The organism is Natrinema saccharevitans (assembly GCF_001953745.1).
Classification (GTDB): Archaea; Halobacteriota; Halobacteria; order Halobacteriales; family Natrialbaceae; genus Natrinema; species Natrinema saccharevitans.
The window spans coordinates 2612258-2632281 of the sequence record NZ_LWLN01000001.1; the positions used below are offsets into that span (position 1 = coordinate 2612258).

General features: G+C 69.1%; 17 protein-coding genes. 9 read left to right on the forward strand and 8 right to left on the reverse strand.

The features are described 5' to 3' along the window. The gene (locus A6E15_RS13320) at positions 1 to 504 is read left to right on the forward strand and encodes a DUF5797 family protein (protein ID WP_076146892.1); all 504 of its coding nucleotides are present in this window, start codon (positions 1 to 3) and stop codon (positions 502 to 504) included. A gap of 380 nt (positions 505 to 884) precedes the next feature. Here A6E15_RS13320 and A6E15_RS13325 read toward each other — a convergent pair whose 3' ends face one another. Then, a complete protein-coding gene (locus A6E15_RS13325) occupies positions 885 to 1934 on the reverse strand; it encodes a DUF5787 family protein (RefSeq protein WP_076146894.1) in 1050 nt (349 codons plus the stop codon). 157 nt (positions 1935 to 2091) lie between these two features. Beyond that, entirely contained in the window at positions 2092 to 2529 is a 438-nt protein-coding gene (locus A6E15_RS13330; protein WP_076146896.1) for a bis(5'-nucleosyl)-tetraphosphatase, read from the reverse strand. A 179-nt stretch (positions 2530 to 2708) separates the two neighbouring features. On the opposite strand from A6E15_RS13330, the gene A6E15_RS13335 reads away from it, so the two are divergent. From A6E15_RS13335 to A6E15_RS13345, 3 genes are all read left to right on the forward strand, one after another. Beyond that, entirely contained in the window at positions 2709 to 3044 is a 336-nt protein-coding gene (locus tag A6E15_RS13335; protein WP_076146897.1) for an uS10/mL48 family ribosomal protein, read from the forward strand. A 164-nt stretch (positions 3045 to 3208) separates the two neighbouring features. Continuing rightward, complete coding sequence (locus A6E15_RS13340; RefSeq protein ID WP_076146899.1) at positions 3209 to 4537, forward strand: amidohydrolase; 1329 nt, start codon at positions 3209 to 3211, stop codon at positions 4535 to 4537. 171 nt (positions 4538 to 4708) lie between these two features. Further along, the gene (locus A6E15_RS13345; RefSeq protein WP_394329275.1) at positions 4709 to 5893 is read left to right on the forward strand and encodes a M48 family metallopeptidase; all 1185 of its coding nucleotides are present in this window, start codon (positions 4709 to 4711) and stop codon (positions 5891 to 5893) included. 13 nt (positions 5894 to 5906) lie between these two features. On the opposite strand, the gene A6E15_RS13350 is transcribed toward A6E15_RS13345, so the two are convergent. Both A6E15_RS13350 and A6E15_RS13355 read right to left on the reverse strand, forming a co-directional pair. Next, positions 5907 to 6701 carry a DUF4397 domain-containing protein gene (locus A6E15_RS13350; RefSeq protein ID WP_076146902.1) on the reverse strand — a complete coding sequence of 265 codons (795 nt, stop codon included), beginning with the start codon at positions 6699 to 6701 and terminating at the stop codon, positions 5907 to 5909. A gap of 333 nt (positions 6702 to 7034) precedes the next feature. Further along, the gene (locus A6E15_RS13355; RefSeq protein ID WP_076146903.1) at positions 7035 to 8441 is read right to left on the reverse strand and encodes a geranylgeranyl reductase family protein; all 1407 of its coding nucleotides are present in this window, start codon (positions 8439 to 8441) and stop codon (positions 7035 to 7037) included. Between the two features lie 168 nt (positions 8442 to 8609). On the opposite strand from A6E15_RS13355, the gene A6E15_RS13360 reads away from it, so the two are divergent. Next, a complete protein-coding gene (locus tag A6E15_RS13360; RefSeq protein WP_076146905.1) occupies positions 8610 to 8945 on the forward strand; it encodes a 2Fe-2S iron-sulfur cluster-binding protein in 336 nt (111 codons plus the stop codon). A gap of 4 nt (positions 8946 to 8949) precedes the next feature. Here A6E15_RS13360 and A6E15_RS13365 read toward each other — a convergent pair whose 3' ends face one another. Continuing rightward, positions 8950 to 10134, reverse strand: coding sequence for an MBL fold metallo-hydrolase (locus A6E15_RS13365; protein ID WP_076146907.1), 1185 nt, complete (start codon positions 10132 to 10134; stop codon positions 8950 to 8952). Between the two features lie 83 nt (positions 10135 to 10217). Between A6E15_RS13365 and A6E15_RS13370 the strand changes: the two genes are divergently transcribed. After that, positions 10218 to 10853 (forward strand): rubrerythrin family protein, encoded by a 636-nt coding sequence (locus tag A6E15_RS13370; protein ID WP_076146908.1) that lies wholly within the window; start codon positions 10218 to 10220, stop codon positions 10851 to 10853. A gap of 104 nt (positions 10854 to 10957) precedes the next feature. Here A6E15_RS13370 and ftsZ read toward each other — a convergent pair whose 3' ends face one another. Both ftsZ and A6E15_RS13380 read right to left on the reverse strand, forming a co-directional pair. Beyond that, positions 10958 to 12124, reverse strand: a complete 1167-nt coding sequence (gene ftsZ, locus A6E15_RS13375) for a cell division protein FtsZ (protein ID WP_076146909.1) — start codon at positions 12122 to 12124, stop codon at positions 10958 to 10960. A 158-nt stretch (positions 12125 to 12282) separates the two neighbouring features. Continuing rightward, complete coding sequence (locus A6E15_RS13380) at positions 12283 to 13725, reverse strand: D-aminoacyl-tRNA deacylase (RefSeq protein ID WP_076146911.1); 1443 nt, start codon at positions 13723 to 13725, stop codon at positions 12283 to 12285. 152 nt (positions 13726 to 13877) lie between these two features. Here A6E15_RS13380 and A6E15_RS13385 point away from each other — a divergent pair, with 152 nt between their 5' ends. After that, a complete protein-coding gene (locus A6E15_RS13385; protein ID WP_076146912.1) occupies positions 13878 to 16316 on the forward strand; it encodes a PAS domain S-box protein in 2439 nt (812 codons plus the stop codon). A 74-nt stretch (positions 16317 to 16390) separates the two neighbouring features. Beyond that, complete coding sequence (locus A6E15_RS13390; protein WP_076146913.1) at positions 16391 to 17725, forward strand: DUF7344 domain-containing protein; 1335 nt, start codon at positions 16391 to 16393, stop codon at positions 17723 to 17725. A gap of 87 nt (positions 17726 to 17812) precedes the next feature. On the opposite strand, the gene A6E15_RS13395 is transcribed toward A6E15_RS13390, so the two are convergent. Continuing rightward, positions 17813 to 18757 carry a calcium/sodium antiporter gene (locus A6E15_RS13395; RefSeq protein WP_076146915.1) on the reverse strand — a complete coding sequence of 315 codons (945 nt, stop codon included), beginning with the start codon at positions 18755 to 18757 and terminating at the stop codon, positions 17813 to 17815. A gap of 398 nt (positions 18758 to 19155) precedes the next feature. Between A6E15_RS13395 and A6E15_RS13400 the strand changes: the two genes are divergently transcribed. After that, positions 19156 to 19959: a shikimate dehydrogenase gene (locus tag A6E15_RS13400; protein ID WP_076146916.1), complete on the forward strand. Its 804-nt coding sequence runs from the start codon at positions 19156 to 19158 to the stop codon at positions 19957 to 19959. Positions 19960 to 20024: the final 65 nt, after the last annotated feature.

Genomic DNA, 20024 nt, shown 5'->3' on the forward strand with positions numbered 1-20024 from the left:
ATGACGCTCTCGGAGGAGGCCCAGGACCGGTTGGCGGACGTGGTGGAGCTACAGCCGACGAAGAACGGCGAACTGCAGGAGCGGTGGGGGATGGAGAGCGGCAGCGAGGTCCACCAGTACCTCGAGAGCGAACTCGGGGACTACTACTTCCGGGACGACAACAGCCTGATTCGAGCGACCGCCGAAGCCGCCGAGCTGGTCGACGTCGAGCCGGGGATCGAGAGCGACCCGGACGACGAGGGGGTCCCCTCGAAGGTCCGCGTCCCGGAGCTACAGGCGCGGATCGTGGCGGTGCTGGCCGGGCCCGACGAACGCTCCGAGAGCGTCGTCTCGGTGTTACACAAACTCCGGGACGAGTACGACGTCGACGCCGAGGCCGAGGACGTCCGGTCGGGCCTCCAGAGTCTCCGACGCAAGGGCGTCGTCGAAGTCGAGTACCGCACCGTCCCCACGTTCCGGCTAGCCGTCGAGCGTGCGGACCTCGAGGTCGCCGTCTCCGACTGACCACCGAACTTTTTCCACCTCGGGTTCGCTCGCTTTGCTCGCGGCTTCGCCGTTCGCATCGTCGCGGTTCTCGCTCACTCCGTTCGCTCCGAACCGCGCTCCGCTCGCTCACCACTCTCTGCTCACGGGCGCTGCGGGACGGCTGCGCCGTCCCGACAGTCGCGGCGCTACGCGCCGCGCATTGCCCGTTCGCACGGCTCGCGGGACCGACGGTCCCGCGCTGGGCGCAAAAACGTCCTCAGAAATCGAAGATTTCTGATGGGCCCGCGAGAGCTTTGCTCTCGCGGACTTCGATGAAAAAGGCCGACGACGAGGCCGAAGGCCGAGTCGTCGGTGAACCGCTCGCTTCGCTCGCGGACTCGTCACGGCCTACCTGTGCACTACAGCCCCGGCCGCCGTCGCCGCCGGCGATCCTCGAGCAACCGCCGGAGCCCTTTTCCGGGCCCGCCCTCGATCGGCCAGCCGCGGGTGCGCCAGGCGGGCGGCTCGGGCTCGAAGTCGGGGCAGGAGCCGGCGCACTCGGCGGCCGTCTGGCACCGCCCCTTGGCGGTGCAGTACGGCAGCGCCTGCGAGCCGTCGGGGGCGCGCAGTTCGAAGCGCCGACAGTCGGGCCGCATCGTGTCGATAAAGGACCGCCAGCCGCGCTCGTAGGCCCGCTCGGCGATCGCGAGGCGCTTGTCGGCCTTCCAGCCGGGATCGGCGTACTCGAATCGGGCCGCCGAGCCGTCCCGGGCCCCGCCGTCGGGCCGCTCGAGGATGCGGGTCCCCGGTTCCGTCACCGGGAGCGAGCGGGGATACCACGCGACCTCGGCGGTCAGGTCGTCGGGCTCGAGCGCGAGGACCCCCGCCTCGACCGGCAGGTCCTCGAAGAGGACGGGTTCGACCGGCTCGTCCGTCCGCCGGGTCGCGACCCAGACCGAATCGGCCAGCCCGACGGCGACGTCGTACTCGAGCTGTGATCCGAGCGCGCGGGCCGCGCTGGCGTCTAGGTCGGGTTTGTTCTCGATCGCGACGAGCCGCTCGAGCCAGTCGGGGTAGGGCCAGTTCCGTCGGATCTCGATGCGGTTGCCGCGCTTGCGGGTCTCGAGGATTCCGCGGTCGTCAGCCTCGTGGATCGACTCGCGGACGTACCGCCACGGGTAGCCGGGATCCGGAAGCGCGTCGCGATAGTAGGTCCACTCCGCGGGGGCGTTGCGAACGACGTGTAACTGGTCGCTATCGAGCCGATCGGGGCCGAACCGGGCGCGGCGGCGCAGGCCCTCGGGGTCGCACTCGAGGACGATCGTGTCCCAGCGGCGGCGGGTCGTCCCGAGTTGGCGGGCGACGAGGGTGACGGTGTCGGCACCGTCGGTTTCGCCGGGCGGCCACTCGCGTTCGGCCCACCGGCAGGTCCGGAGTTCGAACCCGAACTCGGCGGTGTGTACGTCCACGCCTCCCGTTGGGTTCGGCGGGACAAAAACGCTGCCCGATCGGTCGGTGCCTGCCGCAAGCGATCGCTACGGACGGCGCTACTGACCGGGTCTCGGGGCCGGCCGCGATTCCCCGTCGCACAACGGCGAGAGAAGCGACGTCTCGCTGACTGCGGGACTACTCCTCGTCGTCCTCCTCGCGCTCGTCGATGAACTCGTGGGCCTGCTCCAAGATCTCTCGGGGGCCGTCCTGCGTGACGGTGTTAACCGCCTGTTCGTAGTCGCGCCACTGGAGGTCGCGATGTTCGTTCGATAGTTCCGCACTGGCTTCGAACGACTTCGCGATGAAGAGGTGAACGGTCTTGTGAATCGTCTTGCCGTTCGCCTCGAAGACGTAGTCGTAGTCCTCGCGGAAGCCGTCGAGTAGTCTGAACTGTTCGATACCTGCCTCTTCCGTTACTTCGCGGATAGCCGTCTGCTGTAGTTCTTCGTCTCCTTCGACACCGCCCTTGGGAAACTCCCAATCGCCCGGGCGGCTCTTGAGTAGAAGATACTCGCGCCGGCCCCGCGTGTCGCGGAAGAGGATCGCGCCTGCGCTCGTAGCTTCGACTGCCATTAACTGGGATAACAGGTGCGACGTTAAGAGAATATCGGACTGTTCGTCCAACGAACACGGATCGGAGCGGATTGTCACGCGCGAAGCGGGCGATCGACTGCAGTCGTTCACCGTCGGGCGGCGACGCGTCTCAGCAGGTTTTTAGGCCCCCATCGCGGATGTATGCGACAGCACCAGCCATGACCTTCGTCACCCGTCTCACCCTCCAGAGCGGCGATCGCGCCGCGCTCGATGGCATCGTCGAGGACATCAAGGCCACCGCCGAACGGAAGGGGGCGGCACTGAAAGGACCACACTCCCACCCGCCGGAAAAGCTGTCGGTCCCCCAGCGCTGTCGGCTCCACGCCGACGACGACCGTCACTTCGATTCCTGGGAGTACACCGTCTTCACCCGCGAACTCGAGATCCACGGCCACGACGACCTCGCGCGCAACATCGCCTCGCAGAACTTCCCCGACTCGGTCCACATCGAGGCCGAGGTCGAGCAGATCCACGGGGCCGGCCGCAGCAACTGATACGGTCTGCTGTAACGGTTTCCCGGTGGGACCGCGACCGTCCTGCGGTCCCACCGGTAATGACTTACAGGAGACCGCATGAGCGGGCCTCGAGCCGCGTTCTCCGATCGTCGCGCGCCGAAACCGTCGCGAGGGCTTTTGGTCGTTCACGATGAGATGACGGTATGACCGCGGACGACCTCGTCACGCTGCGTCGCGACCTGCACCGTCGACCCGAACCCGCCTGGCGGGAGTTCTACACGACCGCGCGGATCGTCGACGAACTCGAGAGCCGACTGGGCGACGACCTCGCCGAACTCCACGTCGGCCCCGAGGCCATCGCCGGCGACCACCGGCTGGCGGTCCCCGACGACGCGGAACTCACCCGCTGGTACGAGCAGGCGCGAGAAGCCGGCGTCGACGACGACGTCCTCGAGCGACTCGAGGGCGGGTATACGGGTGCAGTGGCCGTCATAGAGCGCGGCGAGGGGCCGACCGTCGGCCTCCGGGTCGACATCGACGGCCTGCCCCAGACGGAGTCCGGCGACCCGACCCACCGGCCGGCCGCCGAGGGCTTTCGCTCCGACCACGAGGGCGCGATGCACGCCTGCGGCCACGACGCCCACGCGACGATCGGGATCGGCGTTCTCGAGCGGATCGCCGAGAGCGGTGAGGGACTCGACGAGTCGCGATCCTCGTCGGAACAGCGTTCCGACGTAGGTTTCGAGGGGACGTTCAAGCTCTTCTTCCAGCCCGCCGAGGAGGTCGTCGGCGGCGGCAAGTCGATGGCGGAAAGCGATCACATACGGGACGTCGACTACCTGCTCGCGGTTCACATCGGCCTCGACCATCCGACCGGCGAGATCGTCGCCGGCATCGACGGCTTTCTGGCCGTCTCGCACCTCGAGGCCGAGTTCACGGGCGCGTCGGCCCACGCGGGGGGCCACCCCGAGCAGGGCCGCAACGCCGTGCAGGCGATGGCGACGGCGGTACAGAACCTCTATGGCATTCCGCGACACAGCGAGGGGAAGACCCGCGTCAACGCCGGCGTCGTCGAGGGCGGCAGCGCCGCCAACGTCATCCCGGCCGAGGCCCGGATCGTCGCCGAAGTCCGGGGCGAGACGACCGAACTCATGGAGTACATGAAGGGACGAACCCGGCAGGTCCTCCGGAGCGCCGCCGCGATGCACGACTGCGAGGTCGAGATCGGGATCGGTGCGGAGGCCCCCAGCGCGACCAGCGATCAGGAACTCGTCTCGATCGTCGCCGACGTCGCCGGCGAGACGGCCGGCGTCGAACGCGTCCTCGAGCGCGACGAACTGGGCGGCAGCGAAGACGCGACCTACCTGATGCGGGCGGTCCAGGAAAACGGCGGCAGCGCCTGCTACGTCGGCGTCGGGACCGATCACCCCGGCGGCCACCACACCGCGACGTTCGACGTCGACGAGGACAGCATCCAACACGGCATCGAGACGCTCGCCGGCGCGATCGAGCGGCTCGGCGACGACCAGTAACCGACCGAGGACGGACTCCAAATATTCTTGGGTATCCTACCAGTACGGATCGGTGACGGTGCAATCCGCTGATCCAGTCCCTGGTTCGCGATCGTCGACGCGAACGGCCGCGGTCGAGGTGTTCGTTCGGTGAGCCGTCCGACGCCCCTCCAACTCGGACTCTGGTTGCGGATGGCGGTCGCCGGAATTCTCGTCGGAGCCGCACAGCTTGCGGTCCTCGCACTCGAGTTCACCGTCGGCGGGTTCGTCGCGCTGTTTCTCCTCATGGCGCTCGAGGGGTTTCTCTCCTTTTTCTTCGTCCTCTCGCTACTGTTCGCTGGTGCGTTCGTTTGTTGGCTCGGTGTCGCGATAGTGATCCGCCGCTACTATCCCGACCAGACCCTCTCGGATCGCCTCGCTCACGACGGCACCGCCGACGCAGTCGAAGCCATCGGTGAGACGCTGCTGTCCGCGGAGGCGATCGCGAACTGGCCGAAAATCCTCGGCCTGCTCGGCGGCGTGGCTCTCGGGTCGTTCGTCGGGTTCGCATTCACGGAGGCGGTCGCGTGGCGCTCGATTGTCGATCCGCTGTCCGCCGCCGCTGCGGTCGGCGTCCTCGTCGTCCTCGCACACGTGGCGTGGATCGTCTACTCCGAACGAACCGACGACGCCGCTGCGCTCCGCGATATCGAAGGCGTCGTCCGCGTCCTCGATCGGCCCGACGAGACCCTCGAGGAGCGCCGAACAGCCGTCCAACGCCGTGTCGACCGGCTCGCCAAGCAGGCCGATCTCCCCGCACTGACGGTCCGTCTTGGCGTTTCGTCGACGCCGACAGCAGCGACCGTCGGCTATCAGGCCGGAGCGTCGACGATCGTCATCTCCGAGGGTCTGCTCGAGGCCGTCGACGACCGCGAACTCGACGCCGTCCTCGCACACGAACTCGCCCACGCGAAAAACAGGGACGCGGCGGTGCTGACCGCGTTATCAGTGCCCGCAGCTTCCGCGGCCGCGCTCATCGAGCGCTACGATTTCCACCCGTTTGTCGCCGTACCGTGTGGTGCGGTCATCGTTCTCGTCCGGTGGTCCGTCGCCGTCGTCAGCCGCTATCGAGAGTACGTCGCCGACCGCGGTGCCGTCGCGATCACCGGCGACCCTGCGGCGCTGGCCAGCGCCCTCGAGAAACTCGATTCCGACCTCGAGGAGCGGCCCTCGAACGATCTCCGCAAACATCGTTCGACGACCGCGTTCTCGATCGTCCCGCCGCCGTGGGAGGAACACCGCTTTTTCGACCGCACCCGTCGCTTCCTCCACCGGCGGCTGTTCGGCACGCATCCGCCGACGGCGCGCCGGATCGAACGGCTCCGGGCCCGGTGCTGACCCGCGGCGTCGATCAGGCATCCACGACGACCTCGAGGTCGAACGCCTCGTCGGCGGGGGCCGAGCCGGGCTTGAGGTAGCCGACGGCGAAGGCGCTGTAGACGCTACCGCCCTCCGGGGCGACGTCGAAGGTCGCGACCACGTCGCCGTCGTTGGTCTCGGTCGCGGGTCGGACCTCGAGCGTGTACTCGCCGCCCGGAACCTCGGTCTCGGCCGCGTCGCCGAAGGCGGCGTCCTCGAACAGCACCGTCTCGCCGTCGCCGACCGTAACGTCGACCGCGGGGGCGTCCGGCGAGGCGTGGACCAGCCGCACCCGGGCGTCGTCGCCGGGGTCGCTGACGTCGTCCTCGAGGACCGCGGGCTCGAAGGGCCGGTTCTCGTCGGCGAGTTCGCCCAGCGCGGCGATCGTGAACGAGCCCTCGGCGACCTCGAGGTCCTCGTCGTAGACGACGGTGTCCGCGTCGCCGGCCGCGGTGATCATCACCGCGTAGGTGCCCGACTCGAGTTCGAGGTAGTCGCTGACGGCCCGGTAGGGCACGTCCTCGAGGACGGCGTCGCCGTCGACGTAGACGTCGACGTCGGGGGCGTCGGGCGAGAGGTGCGCGACCCGGACGTTCGACATCGAGGTGTCCATATCGTCGTCCGACTCGGAGTCGTCCGTGCCGTCGTCGGCTCCCATCCCGTTGCCCGAGTCGTCGCTCGAGTCGTCGTCGCCGTTGCCGTCGCCGCCCATACAGCCGGCGAGCGCGACGCCGCCCGCGGTGCCGATCAGTGTCAGTGCGCGTCGGCGCGTGTGGTTCTGTACCATCGTAACTCGTTACCCCGCGAACAGGAAAGCAAAAATACCCTAATAACGTAGGGATATTTTCACGAGAATCGACAGTACGGTTGACCGAACTGTACGCCGGCGACCGAATCGGACGAATCGCCCGGAATCAGTCGGACGGAGACGGGTCGAACGGTCATCGGCCGGGAGTGCGTCTCGAGCATCGGCGAGAGACGCACGACCCGGGGGAGGGAAGGCCGCTACCCGACGCCGACCGCGAGCGACCGAAGGGAGCGAGCGGCCTTTTTTGGTCGAGATTTTTTGCGCGAGTGGTGGCTCGCATAGCGAGCCACCCGAGCGGAAAAAAGGTCGGTGTTAGTACTTGGGATCGGCCCCGGTCGTCTCGTAGACCTGCTCCATCAGCTCGTCGCGGCGGTCCTGCCAGCCCGCCAGCCCCTCGGGGCTGGTCGGGTAGTTCTCGTAGTGGGCCAGGAGCTCGTCGGCGCGGCGCTTGGTCTTGTAGAGGTTCCAGATGGTGCCCCAGTGACCCCGGCTCTTGACCAGCGCCTCGAGCTTGAGTTTGAGCCCGATGTCGGTACTGCCGGAGTACAGCGCCTCGGCGAGTTTGTCGCCGGGCATCGCCGCGAGCAGGCTCATCAGGTCGTCGACGTCGACGGCCGTCGAGAGGATGTTGTAGACGTCCAGCGCGGCGTAGCGCGCACCGAAGTGGTCCATCACCTGCTGGTTGTACTCCCAGAGGACGCCCTCGCCGAACTCGCCCGTCTCGAGGGCCTCGATCGCCCGCTCGGCGGCGTACTTGCCGCCGTAGGCGGCCCCGGCGATGCCGCCGCCGGTGGTGGGGTTGACGTGGCCGGCGGCGTCGCCGATGGCCATGTAGCCCGGATGCACGGCCGAGTCGTAGGGTCGCCGGGTGGGCAGCGCCGCGCCGAGTTTGTCCTCGACCGTCGCGCCCTCGAACTCGGGACGGTTCTCGAGGTCGCGTTTGAGGTCGTCAACGAGTTTCATCGGCTCCTCGGTCATCTGGAAGCCCAGCCCGGCGTTGATCTCGGTCTCGGTCCGCGGGAAGTACCAGAGATAGCCAGCCGCGCGCTCGGTCGGCTTGAAGACCAGCGCGTCGTCCCACTCGACGGGCTCCTCGACCTCGACGATCTCGCGGTAGGCCGAACAGAAGTGGCTGTAGTCGACGTTGGTGTCGAACGTGGAGTCCGAGAAGTCGACGTGGTCCTGCAGCACCGACAGCGAGCCGGCGGCGTCGATGACGATGTCGGCCTCGTAGGTGATCGGGTCGCCCTTGCGAATCGCCTCGACGCCCGTGACGCGGCCGTCGTCGTTCTGGAGGACGTTCTGGACGACGGTATCGTAACGGAACTCGACGCCCCGATCCTCGGCCCCGTCGATGATCCGGCGGCCGTACTCCCAGCGGTCGATGACGGCGAGTTCCCCGGGGACGGGAATCTCGAGGACGGTATCCTCCTGCGGGATCTCGAACCGGCCGTGGTCGACGTCGGTGTTCGTAAAGGCGGGCTCGAGCTTGGACTTCGGGATCGCTTCGGGGAAGGCGTCGGCACCCTTCAGCGCGTCGCCACAGGCGATGTGGCCCGCCTCTTTCTCGTCCTTTCGCTCGAGGACGACGACATCGTACCCCGCCCGTGCGATGGTCGCTGCCGCGTAACACCCTGACGTTCCGGCACCGACGACGACGGCGTCCGGCGACCGGGTCGTCGCCGCCGCACCCGCGGCCGACTGCTCCTGCGTACTCATACCAACACTCTGGACACCGCGGTAAGAAAACGTTTTATGGTTGGTTTGTCCGACCGCCAGGAAACCGGATCGGCGATCGGCTCGGCGCTCGAGCGAAGAGAAGAACCGACCGCTCCGTTTCTCGAAGTGAAATAAAGAGTTTTAGTGAGGTCTTGCGTATCGGGCCGTATGACTGAGTACACCATCGAGTTCGTCGGGACGGGTGAGACCATCACCTGTACCGACAAAGAGACCATCCTGAGCCGGTGCCTCGAGGAGGGTATCGCCCAGGAGTACTCCTGCCGAGTGGGGATGTGTCTGGCGTGTTCGGCCGAGATCGTCGAGGGGGAGGTCACCCAGCCCGCCGCCCGCGGATTCACCGAGGAAGAGGCCGAGAACTACGCGCTGACCTGTATGGCGCGCCCGCAGTCGGACCTGAAACTCGACCGCGGAAAGTACCCGCCGAGCATCGAGGGCGACCTCGAGGCCGGGGGAGCGAGCGACGGCGCGGTCGCCGACGACTGACCGATCAGTCCGCGACGGCGCAGTTGTTCGGCCCCAGTTCGAGTTCGAACGCCGTTTCCTCGTCGATCGCCTCGCGCCCGAGGTTCGCCGCCACGATGCGCTCGTGGTTGGCGGGCCGGGGCGGCAGGTCGTCCGTCGCGTGTGCGACGAACGCCGTTTCGGCTATCGAGAGCGCCTCGAGCCGGTCTCGGAGATCCTCGATCCGGGACGCGTAGGTCCCGTCCTCGCGCGGGTCGGTGCCGTCGCTGTAGTGGCCCGGCGCGATCGTCGTCTCGTCGGGGTACTCGAGGACGCGGTCCCGTAGCGTCTCGTACAACGCCTCGGCAGCGGCGGCCGCGCCCTCGTCGCCGCGTTCGAGATCCGGTCGGCCGACGCCCTCGAGAAAGAGCGTATCGCCGGTGAACAGAGTGCCGGCGTCGCCGCCCTCGAGTCGAATCGAAATCGATTCGCTCGTGTGACCGGGCGTCGCGACGACGGAGAAGGTCGCGTCGCCGACTCGCAGTTCGTCCCCACCGGCGACGGTCGCGGCGTCGAACGTCAGCCCGCGGTCGGTCGCGCCCGCGGGGAGGACGGCCGTCGCGTCGGCCTGCTTCGCGAGCGTTCGAACCCCGCTGACGTGGTCGGCGTGGACGTGGGTGTCGATCGCGTACTCGAGGGTTGCGCCCCAGTCGTCGGCGTCGGCGGCGTATCGGTCGGCGAAGGCGCGAAGCGGGTCGATCACCGCGGCTTCGCCGTCGCTGTAGATCGCGTAGGCGAGACAGCCGCTCGAGGGGCGGTCGTACTGGACGACCGTCGCGGGTGCGTCGACGGCCAGTTCGCGGGCGACGTACAGGTCCGCCCAGGCGTCCATTCCGCCGGCGAGGTTTTCCGCGTCGATACCCGCCTCCCTGAGGAGGGAAACGGCGTGGGCACTCGCCTCGCCGTGTCCACAGACCGCAAGGATCGGCTCCTCGAGGTCGGCCGCGAGGTCGGTCGCCCCGCCGGTCGCCTGTGCCTGGATGAACTTCGCGTGCGGGATCTGGACGGCGTCGACGCCCTCGCCCGTGAGGTGCCAGCGCTCGAACTCGTCGCGGTCGCGGACGTCGAGGACGGTCAGATCGTCGCCGGCTCGCAGCCGCTCGGCCAGCGTCTCGGGATCGATCGAGGGGGTCTCGGCGGTCGGCTCGTCGGCATCGCTCCGGTCGGCCATGGTGATCGGTACGTGATTGCCGCGGTTAAACGCGGGGCCGGATCGTCACCAACGTTCAACACGCTCCGCGGTGTCGTCGGTGTATGGACGCCGACGGATTCCGTGACGCGGTCGAGGAATCGATGGCCACCGAACTCGAGCGGCTCGGCTCGTCGAAGCGCCTCGTCGCGCTGACCGACGCGGACCTGAGCGAGGAACGGGTCCTCCGGTCCGCCGCCGACAGCGAGTACACCGCCGCGAAGACCCTCGAGGGATGGGCCGACGAAGCGGACCACGACGGGGCGCGCGAGGCCTTCGCCGAGTTCGGCGAGCAAGAGCGCGACCACTACGACCGCATTGCGGACCTGCTCGAGGGGGATCACGAGTTCGAAACCGACGGGATCGATCCGATGCACGCCGAGCTTCGCTCGCTCGAGTCGACGGCGGCCCGGCTCGGCGGGCTCGCCGGGCGGGCGCTGGTCGGGGACCGGACCCACCTGCAGGTGGTGAGTTTCTTCGTCAACGAGGGCGACGAGTCGCGGGCCGACTGCTTCCGGGAGTTGCGAACCGAGACGGTCGCGCAGGGCGAGCGGGCGGCCGCGTTGCTCGCCGAGATCACCGCGGACGAGGGCGAGTGGGACGAGGCTCGAGCGGCCGCCGAGGCCGTGATCGACGCCGCGTACGGGGCGTACGCGGACTCGCTGGACGAGCTGGGACTCGATCCGAAACCGATCTGTTGAGGCCGCTCACGCGGACACCGCCCCCGCGGCTGCGGGCGGGCCGGCGAAGCGAAAAGACGAACCGCGGCTGGGACTCGAATCGGCGACGCAGCGCGACGGGCCGATCACTCGACGAAGTCGATGTCGTTGCCCTGTGCGGGCTCGGGCTGAACCGGCTCCTCGCCGTCCGGCCGGCCGTAGATCTGGGGCGACTGGACGCCCGTGACGACGATCATGGTGCGCATGCTGCCCTCGAGGCTCTCGTCGATGGAGGTCCCCCAGATGATGCGGGCGTCGGGGTCGATCCGGTCGTAGATCTCCTCGACGACGCCCTCGGCCTCCTCGATGGCCATGTCGTTGCCGCCGGTGACGTTGACGAGGGCGGAACTTGCACCCGAGATGTCGACGTCGAGCAGCGGGGAACGAAGCGCGGTCTTGACCGAGTCCTCGGCTTTCGCTTCGGAGTCGGCCTCGCCGAGGCCGATCATGGCGACGCCGCCCCGTTCCATGACGGTCCGGACGTCGGCGAAGTCGAGGTTGACGAGGCCGGGCTTCGTGATGAGTTCCGTGATGCCCTTCACCGAGCGCATCAGCACCTCGTCGGAAACTTTGAACGCCTGTCGGACGGGGAGTTTGCCGACGGAATCGAGCAGGCGGTCGTTGGGGACGACGATCACGGTGTCGCTGACGTCGCGCAGGCGCTCGAGGCCGGCCTCGGCGTTCGTTCGCCGGACCTCGCCCTCCGCGGTAAAGGGTGTCGTGACGATCGAGATCGTCAGCGCGCCGGCCTCGCGGGCGGCCTTGGCGACGACGGGGGCGGACCCGGTCCCGGTACCCCCGCCCAGTCCGGCCGTGACGAAGACCATGTCCGAGCCGTCGATGGCGTCGTAGATGTCCTGCTGGCTCTCGAGGGCGGCCTCCTCGCCGACCTGCGGGAGCGAACCGGCTCCGCGGCCGCCGGTCTTGTCCTCGCCCATGAGGATCTTGGTGTCGGCCTCGATCTCGACGAGGTGCTGGACGTCGGTGTTGGCCGCGACGAGTTTCGCGCCGTGGATCCCCTCCTCGTGCATGCGGTTGATGGTATTCCCACCGGCACCGCCACAGCCGACGACGGTGATGTCGGTCTGGAGGTCCTGGAGAACGTCCTCGAGTTCGTCGTCGGTCATCGTGCCGGTCTGTCGGCCGTCCGACCCGGCGTCGTCGGCCGTCCCCCCGTCGTCGAGAGCCTCGTCAGGGACCGTGGCCGCCCCATCCTCGGCCTCGTCGATCGCGTCGTCGATTATAGAGTCCATTCTTGGCCCTGTCTAAACAATGGAGCATAATTACCTTTCCCCTACACGTCAGCCACACGTCTGACACGGTAATAGATTCTTACGTATCGAACGCAGGATACGACGAAAGCCGCTACAGGAGGCGTATATAATCCTCTTACTGTCGAGTTTCGTTTCGGTCAGATCGGGAACCGTCGCGTGCGATCGGTCAGAACTCTCTCGGGACTGACCGTTTCGCCGTCGACGGTCACCGGCTCGCCGTCGGCGAGCGCGCCGAACTTCGGCCCCTCCGGAACGCCGGCTTCGCGTGCTAACTGGGGATCGAAGGCCGTCTCCTCGGCGACGACGGCCTCGTTCTCGAGCCGGACGGCGTCGAACTTCTCCTCGAGGACCGCGGCCAGCCCGTCGACGATGGCTCGCCGCGGCTCGCCCGAGTCGGCGTCGCGAGCGGCGTCGCGTTCGTCCGCTGCGTCGCTCTCACGTCCGTCCGCGCTCGCGGGAACTGCCGCCCGTGAGCCGACGCGCGTCCCGCCGTTGTCCGTCGTGAAGGCGACGGCGTGGGCCTCGACGACCGCCCGGACCCGGTCGGGGTCGATCCCCTGTGCGGTCTCGAGGAGGTCGGTCGGGAGATCGACGACGCGGATCTCGTCCGCGCGACGGTCGCCGAAGCGAACGCCGTCGGCGATCGGGCCGAGGTCGGCCTCGACCCGATCGACCAGTTCGAGCGGCCGGTCGTCGACCTCCCGCAGCCACGTCTCGCCGACGAGCCGGCAGTCGAGGTCGGCGAGCGTCTCCTCGAGGACCGGCCACTCGCCGTCCAGCAGCGCGATCTCGGCGTCGCTTGCGTCGAACGCGCGCTCGAGGACGGCGCGGTGGGCCGTCGGGTGATCCATCGCCTCGAGGGCCCAGTCGGGGGCGACGTGGCCGATCGCCCAGTCGGTCTCGCGGACGATCCGCTCGAACCGCGGGGCGTAGTGGTTGCCGCCGAAGCCGACGATCTGTCTTCTCGGAATCGTATCGCGATTCCGACGGCTCGCGAGAGCGTCGCTCTCGCGTCGCTGGCGGTGGGGGTCGACGCCCCGAAGGTCGAGGATGGCCCGGGCGACGGCCTCGGCACCGGCTGGATCGTCCCACTGCTCGTCGCCGCTGCCGAGTTCGGCAAAGAGCGACGGACAGCCCACGTCGGTGGGGCCGTGGTGAGTCCCCTCCATGCCGACCTCGTACGCCGCCGGTGCGTACTCGTCGAAGGCCTCGAGCAGGCGGGCCAGCGCGTTCGGGGCGGCCTCGGCCAGCGTGTCCGGCTCGCCGCCGAACTCGGCGGGACCGAAGTTGCCCGTGAAATGACCCGTCAGCAGCGGGCCGGTGTCGCCGGAGTGTCTCGAGGCGAACACGAGCAGGTCGGGGTCGCAGTCGAAGGCCTCGGCGGGGGCCTCGAGTTCGATGTGGAGGTCGTCGAACGAGCGGAGTTCGGCCCCGTCGATCCGGTAGTACGTGCCGCCGCCGTCTTCGGCCGGCCGGGCGTCGTCCTCGCGTCGCTCCCAGTCGGCGTCCGCGCGGAGGTACTCGCAGATGTGTTCCGAAGCGCGGTCGGCGCGGCTCTCGACGATCGCGAGCGTCGTCATACCGTCCCGTCGGTGGGTGACCCCGTTAACCTCGCCGGTTCGGACCCGTCGGAGGGTGCGTCCCGCTCGGATCTTAAAAGTTCGCAGCAAACGCGTCCCGTAGCTTTTCGTTCGTGGGTGTCGATGGCGTGGCACACCGTGGTTGGGGAGCAATGATCGACGAGTCGCCCGACGAAGCAGGGTCGGGGAACGGAAGCGACCGCGACGGGACACGGGAGGGTCGGCGTATCGCCGACCGACTCGGTATCCGCGAACTGAGCGGAGTCGTCAGCGACGTCGCCGTCGCGGTACTCGACGGCGAGGGGCGGTTCACCGCGTGGAACGACGGCGCGCGGGCGCTGCTCGGATACGACGCGGAAACGGTCGTCGGCTCGCAGTACCGCCTCCTCTTCCAGGCGGCCGAACGCGAAGCGGACGATCCGGAGCGACTGCTCGAGGCCGCACGTTCGAACGGGAGCGTCGAGTCCGAGGGGTGGCGCGTCGCGAGCGACGGCGACCGGGTGTGGGTCCGCGAAGTACTGGCGACGGTCGATGGCGACGACGTCGGCGTCGCAGTGGGAGCGGACGCCGAGCCGGCCGGCTACGTCTGGGTCGTCGACGACCGCACCGACGCCCGCGAGCGCGAACGGCGGCTTCGCGAGGAGAAACACGTCGCCGAACGAGTCGTCGAGGCCCAGCCGGACGTCGTCTACGCGTTCGACACCGACGGGGAGTTCATCGAGTGGAGCGATCGAGTGCCGGACGTGACCGGCTACACCGAGTTGGAACTGCTCGAAATGAACCCCCTCGAGTTCGCCGCGCCGGACGACCGGGACCGGGTCGAGGCGGCGATCGATCGGGTCCTCGAGCGCGAGACGGCCGTCACCGTCGAAGCCGACCTCCTCACGAAAGACGGCGAGCGCATCCCCTACGAGTTCAACAGCGCCCGCATCACCGACGACGACGGGACCGTTCTGGGTTTTACCGGCATCGGTCGCGACGTCAGCGACCGCAAGGCCCGCGAGCGCGAACTCCGCGAGGAGAAGGCCTTCACCGAGAGCGTCCTCGAGGCCCAGCCGGACATCCTCTACGCCTACGACGCCGAGGGGAACCTGATCGAGTGGAACGACCAGTTCCGGCGCATGACCGGCTACGAATCGGACGACCTCGTCGGCATGCATCCGCTCCGATTCATCGCGCCGGCTGACCGGGACCACATCGGGGCGGCGATCGATCGCATCCTCGAGGCCGGCGAGCGCGTGACCGCCGAGGGGCGACTCCTCACCGCGGACGGCGAGCGGATCCCATACGAGTTCAACAGCGCCCGCATCACCGACGACGACGGCACCGTCCTCGGGTTTACCGGCGTCGGCCGCGACATCAGCGACCGCAAGGCCCGCGAGCGCGAACTCGAGCGACTCGAGCGACTCAACGCGATCGTCCGGACGATCGACGAGACGATGGTCGCCGCCGAGACCCGCGACGAGATTGAGCGGGCGATCGTCGAGGCGTTCGCGGCGGCCGACGCCTACCGGTTCGCCGTCATCGGTCGGGCCGATCCCGGCGGGACGAACGGCTACGACTGGACGCCGGAGGCGGGGGCGGGGATCGACGCGACGGCCGACGCGGACCTCCTCTCGTCGTTCGTCGATCCGCCGGCCGACGCGGACGGCTCGCCGGCGCTCGAGGCGCGGGCCGTCCAGCGCTACCGGACCCTCCCGGAGAGCGTGGTTGAGGCGTGGCGAACCCACGCGGAGGCCCGCGAGTACGCGTCGGTCGCGGTCGTCCCCATCGTCGCGAGCGATCGGCCCTTCGGCGCGCTCGTGATCGGCGCCCGTGAGCCGTCGGCGTTCGCCGACCGGGAGCGGGAGGTATTACAGGAGTTCGGCGGCACCATCGGACACGCGATCAACGCGATGGCGGTCCGACGACTCCTCTATCACGACACCGTCGTCGAACTCGAACTCGAGTCGACCGATCGCGGGGACGTCTGTATCGACCTCTCGCGGGCGGCCGGCTGCGATCTCTCGATCGACCACGTGTTGCCGCTGACCGACGAGGTGTTCGTCTACTATCTCACCGTGTCCGGCGTCGACCCCGAAACGCTCCGGGCGGCGGCGACCGAATCGACCGCGATCACGGAACTGCGTCTCATCGACGCCGACGACGACGAGAGCTACTGGGAGGTCGTCGTCCGGGGCTCGACGATCACCGAGCTACTCGGGGAGTACGGGGCGCGCCTCGAGTCGACGGTCGTCCGGGACGGGACGGCCGAGTTGACCGTCCAGGCCAGCCCCGACGCGGACCTCCGGGAACTCGTCGGCGCGATCACCTCGGCCTACCCCGATACCCGGCTCGTCTCGAAACGGACCGTCGAGCGGCCGGTCCGGACCCGCGGGGACTTCCGGCGAGCCGTCGAGTCGGCGCTGACCGAGAAACAACGCCTCGCCCTCGAGACGGCCTATCACGGCGGGTACTTCGAGTGGCCGACGCGAAACAGCGACGCCTCGGAGATCGCCGATCGGCTCGGCATCGCCCGCCAGACCTTCCACCAGCACCTCCGGGTCGCACAGGCGAAACTGCTCTCGGCGTACTTCGGCGACGGGGAGTGACCCGGTGGCACCACCGAGCGATACCAGAGTATGCTGGTACAGTTCTTTCCACCGCTCGCTGTCTCTATCCCCCAATGAGTTTACCCCCGGCCCTCGAGCCGACGACGACCGCGGCGGACGTCCTCGCGGACCCGCACCGGCGGGCGCTCCTCGCCGTGTTGCGCGACCGCGAGGGGCAGTCCCCAGCGGCCGCCACGGCGGTGGGACCCGCCATGCCGATCGCCGACCTCGGGACCGAGGTCGCGGCCGTGGAACGGGGCACTCCGATCGTTCCCGACGACCACTGCGAGCGCCGCCACATCGAACTGGTTCACCGACACGTCCCGCGGCTGGTCGACCACGGTGTCCTGACACGGGACGCCGAGGGCGACGAGCCGACGGTCGCGCTCACCGCCCACCCGATCCTCGATCTCGAGTGGGTCCGTACCCTCCTCGCCGATCCGACCGGGGACGCCATTCCGCTGGACGAGGAGACCCTAACCCGAACCCTCGAGGCGCTCCGGGAACCGCGGCGTCTGACCGTGTGTACCGAACTCGCGAGTCGGGGCGGATCGATCGCCGTCGACGACCTCGCCGCCGGCGTCCTCGTCCGGGAGGGCGAGGCGGACCGCCCGGCCGACGCGGCCGACCCGCAGCGGACGGCCGTGGCGACGGAACTGGCCCACAAACAGCTCCCCGCGCTCGCGGCCGCGGGGCTCGCGACCCACGACGACGAGTCGGGGCGGGCCGCGCTCGGAACCGACGCGCCACACTGGGACGTCGACTGGCTCGCCGACGGGCCGCTCGCCGAGGCCGCCGCGTTCGTTCGGTCCGACTCGACGCGACGAGCGCGACTCGAGCGCGAGCCGTCGGTCCCGGCGCGGGCGATCGCCCGGGACCCTGACGAGAGCCGGCGTGCGGGGACGGACGTCGAGAGCTGCTGGACGCTCGAGGGCGAGGCGAACGTCGCCGAGCGGGGCGACGAGATCGCCGCCGGAGCCGACCAGGAACTGTTCGTCATGGCGCCAAGCGCCGTGTTGCTCGGGACGACCTGCCTCGAGAACATGCGGAACGCCGCCGACCGCGGGGTCGACGTCTACGCGGCGTCGCGGTCGCCCCGCGTGCGCGACACGGTTCGGTCGACGATACCGACCGCGACGGTCTGTGAACCGCGGTTCGACTGGTTCAGTTTCCCGGTGGACGCGCCCCAGTGCGGGTACGTCCTCCTCGCGGACCGCGAGGCGGCTATGCTCGTGACGGCCGAGAGCGGGGCGGACGACGAGGACGACGAGTCGATACGAACGGGCGCGATCACCGGCGAGGGACGCGAGAACGCGCTCGTGTCGCTCGTCCGCGCCAAGCTCGGACCGCGGCTGGATCGACTGGCGACCGCCGGCGACGAGACCGACGGGACGCCCCTGCCGATGTGACGGCGCAAACGGTTCGCCGTCCCGATGTCTCCGCTGGGTCCGCAGGACGGGTCGCGGCCGCGCGACGGTGACTCACGGTAGTTCGTCTCACAGAACCAGCAACGAGATGAACCCGGCGTAGCCGGCGATGAGGACCGCGCCGTCGAGCCGCGTGAGCCGCCGGCCGTAGCTCATCATGCCGACCAACACGAGCGTGAAGGCGACCATGACCGGGAGTTCGAACCGGAGCGTCGCCGGTGCGATCTCGATCGGCGTGATCAGCGCCACGACCCCGAGTACCGCGAGGACGTTGTAGATGTTCGAGCCGACGACGTTCCCGACCGCGAACTCCGTCTCGCCGCGGACGGCACCCACGACCGAGGCCGCCAGTTCGGGCAACGACGTCCCCAGGGCCAGCACCGTCAGCCCGATGATGAGATCCGGAACGCCCAGCGCCGACAACAGCCCCGTCCCGCCGGCGACGAGCCACCGCGAGCCGACCACCAGCGCGATCAGGCCGGCGACGACGAGCGCCACGTCGCGGGCCGAGACGCCCGCGCCGGCGTCCGGATCGTCGGCCACCGACGGCGGATCCGCGTTCACGTAGTAGAGAAGGAAGGCCGTAAAGCCGGCCAGCACCAGCAGGAAGATCGCGCCCTCGAGGCGGCCGATCCGCCCGTTCGCGCCCAGTCCGAGTAGGAGCAGGGCCGCGAGTACCATCGTGGGGACGTGCCGTCGGAGGACCCGCTCGCCGATCGGGAGCGGTTTGATCAGCGCGGACACCCCCAGTACGAGTCCGATGTTGGCCACGTTCGAACCGACGACCGTTCCCAGCCCCACGTCGCTCGAGACGTTCAGCGCACCGATAGTCGAGACGAACAGTTCGGGCGCGGTCGTCGCGAAGGCGATGACGGTCACGCCGACGGTCGTCGCTCGCAGCCCGATCCCGAGCGCCAGCCGTCCCGCCCCGGAAACCAACAGTTCGGCACCGCCGTACAGCGCGACGATACCGGCCGCGAGCAGGAGGACGTACAGCGGCGTCCCGGAGAGCATGGAGTCGGCTACTCGCGAGGGGCCTAAAAGCGCCGCGAAACGCCCGTCGTCGCGGCGGCATCGATCGCTCACGATCGACCCCGCCTCACTGCGGTGGCGCGCGCTGTCGCCTGTCCTCACTCATCGTTCGGACGGGCGGTGACTTGCGCGAGGGATGAGCGCGCGAGCGGCAGCGAACGGCCAGCGGCCGTGAGCCAGCGAGTGAGCGAATCGGCTGGGGAGGGCGTGGCCACGCCGTGTTGCCACGATTGCGGGACGGTCGGGTCCGTCGTCCCGTGAGAGTTCGCCGCTCAATTCATCGATCGAAGGCCGGTCCGACGTGAGACGGGACCGACGACGCCCTGCCGGAGCCGGTCCCATTATAGGTCCCCCGCGCCGACTACCGGGAAACGATGGCAATGGACGTGTACGGCCTCCTCGGGAACCCGGTGGGACACTCCCTGTCCCCGCCGATGCACGAGGCGGCCTACGACGAACTCGGACTCGAGGCCCGCTACGTGACCTTCGAACCCGGTCGGGACGCTCTCGAGACCGCGATCGAGGGCGCCGACGCCCTCGGGGTCGCGGGGCTGAACGTGACGATCCCGTTCAAACAGGAGGCCCTCGAGATCGTCGCACCCGAGGACCTGGCGACCCGGATCGGCGCGGTCAACACGATCGACTTCTCCGGCTCGGGGCCGCCGACGGGCTACAACACCGACGCCGTCGGCGCGTTGCGCGCGCTCCGGGATCACGACGTCGACCTCGAGGACGCGCGGGCGGTCGTCGTCGGGGCCGGCGGGGCCGGCCGGGCGGTCGCGTTCGGGCTGGCCGACGCCGGCGCGACGGTCGCGATCGCCAACCGGACCGAGCCGAAGGCCCGCCAGCTGGCCGAGGCGGTCCCCCGGGCGAGCGGCCACGGGCTGGCGGACGTAGAGCGGCTGCTGGCCGAGGCCGACGTGCTGGTCAACGCCACCAGCGTCGGGATGGAGGAGGACGCGACGCCGGTGCCGGCCGACGCGCTCCACGGCGACCTGGCCGTCCTCGACGCGGTGTATCGGCCCCTCGAGACACGACTGCTGCGCGACGCCGCCGAGGCGGGAGCCACGACGGTCGACGGCGCGTGGATGCTGCTCTACCAGGGCGTCGAGGCGTTCGAGATCTGGACCGGCCGGGACGCACCGGTCGCGGCGATGAACGAGGCGCTGCGCTCGCGGCTGTAACGCGGCGCCAGCACCGCCGGACCGACAGTATCAGGCGAATTTAAGTGTCGGAACCAACTACGACC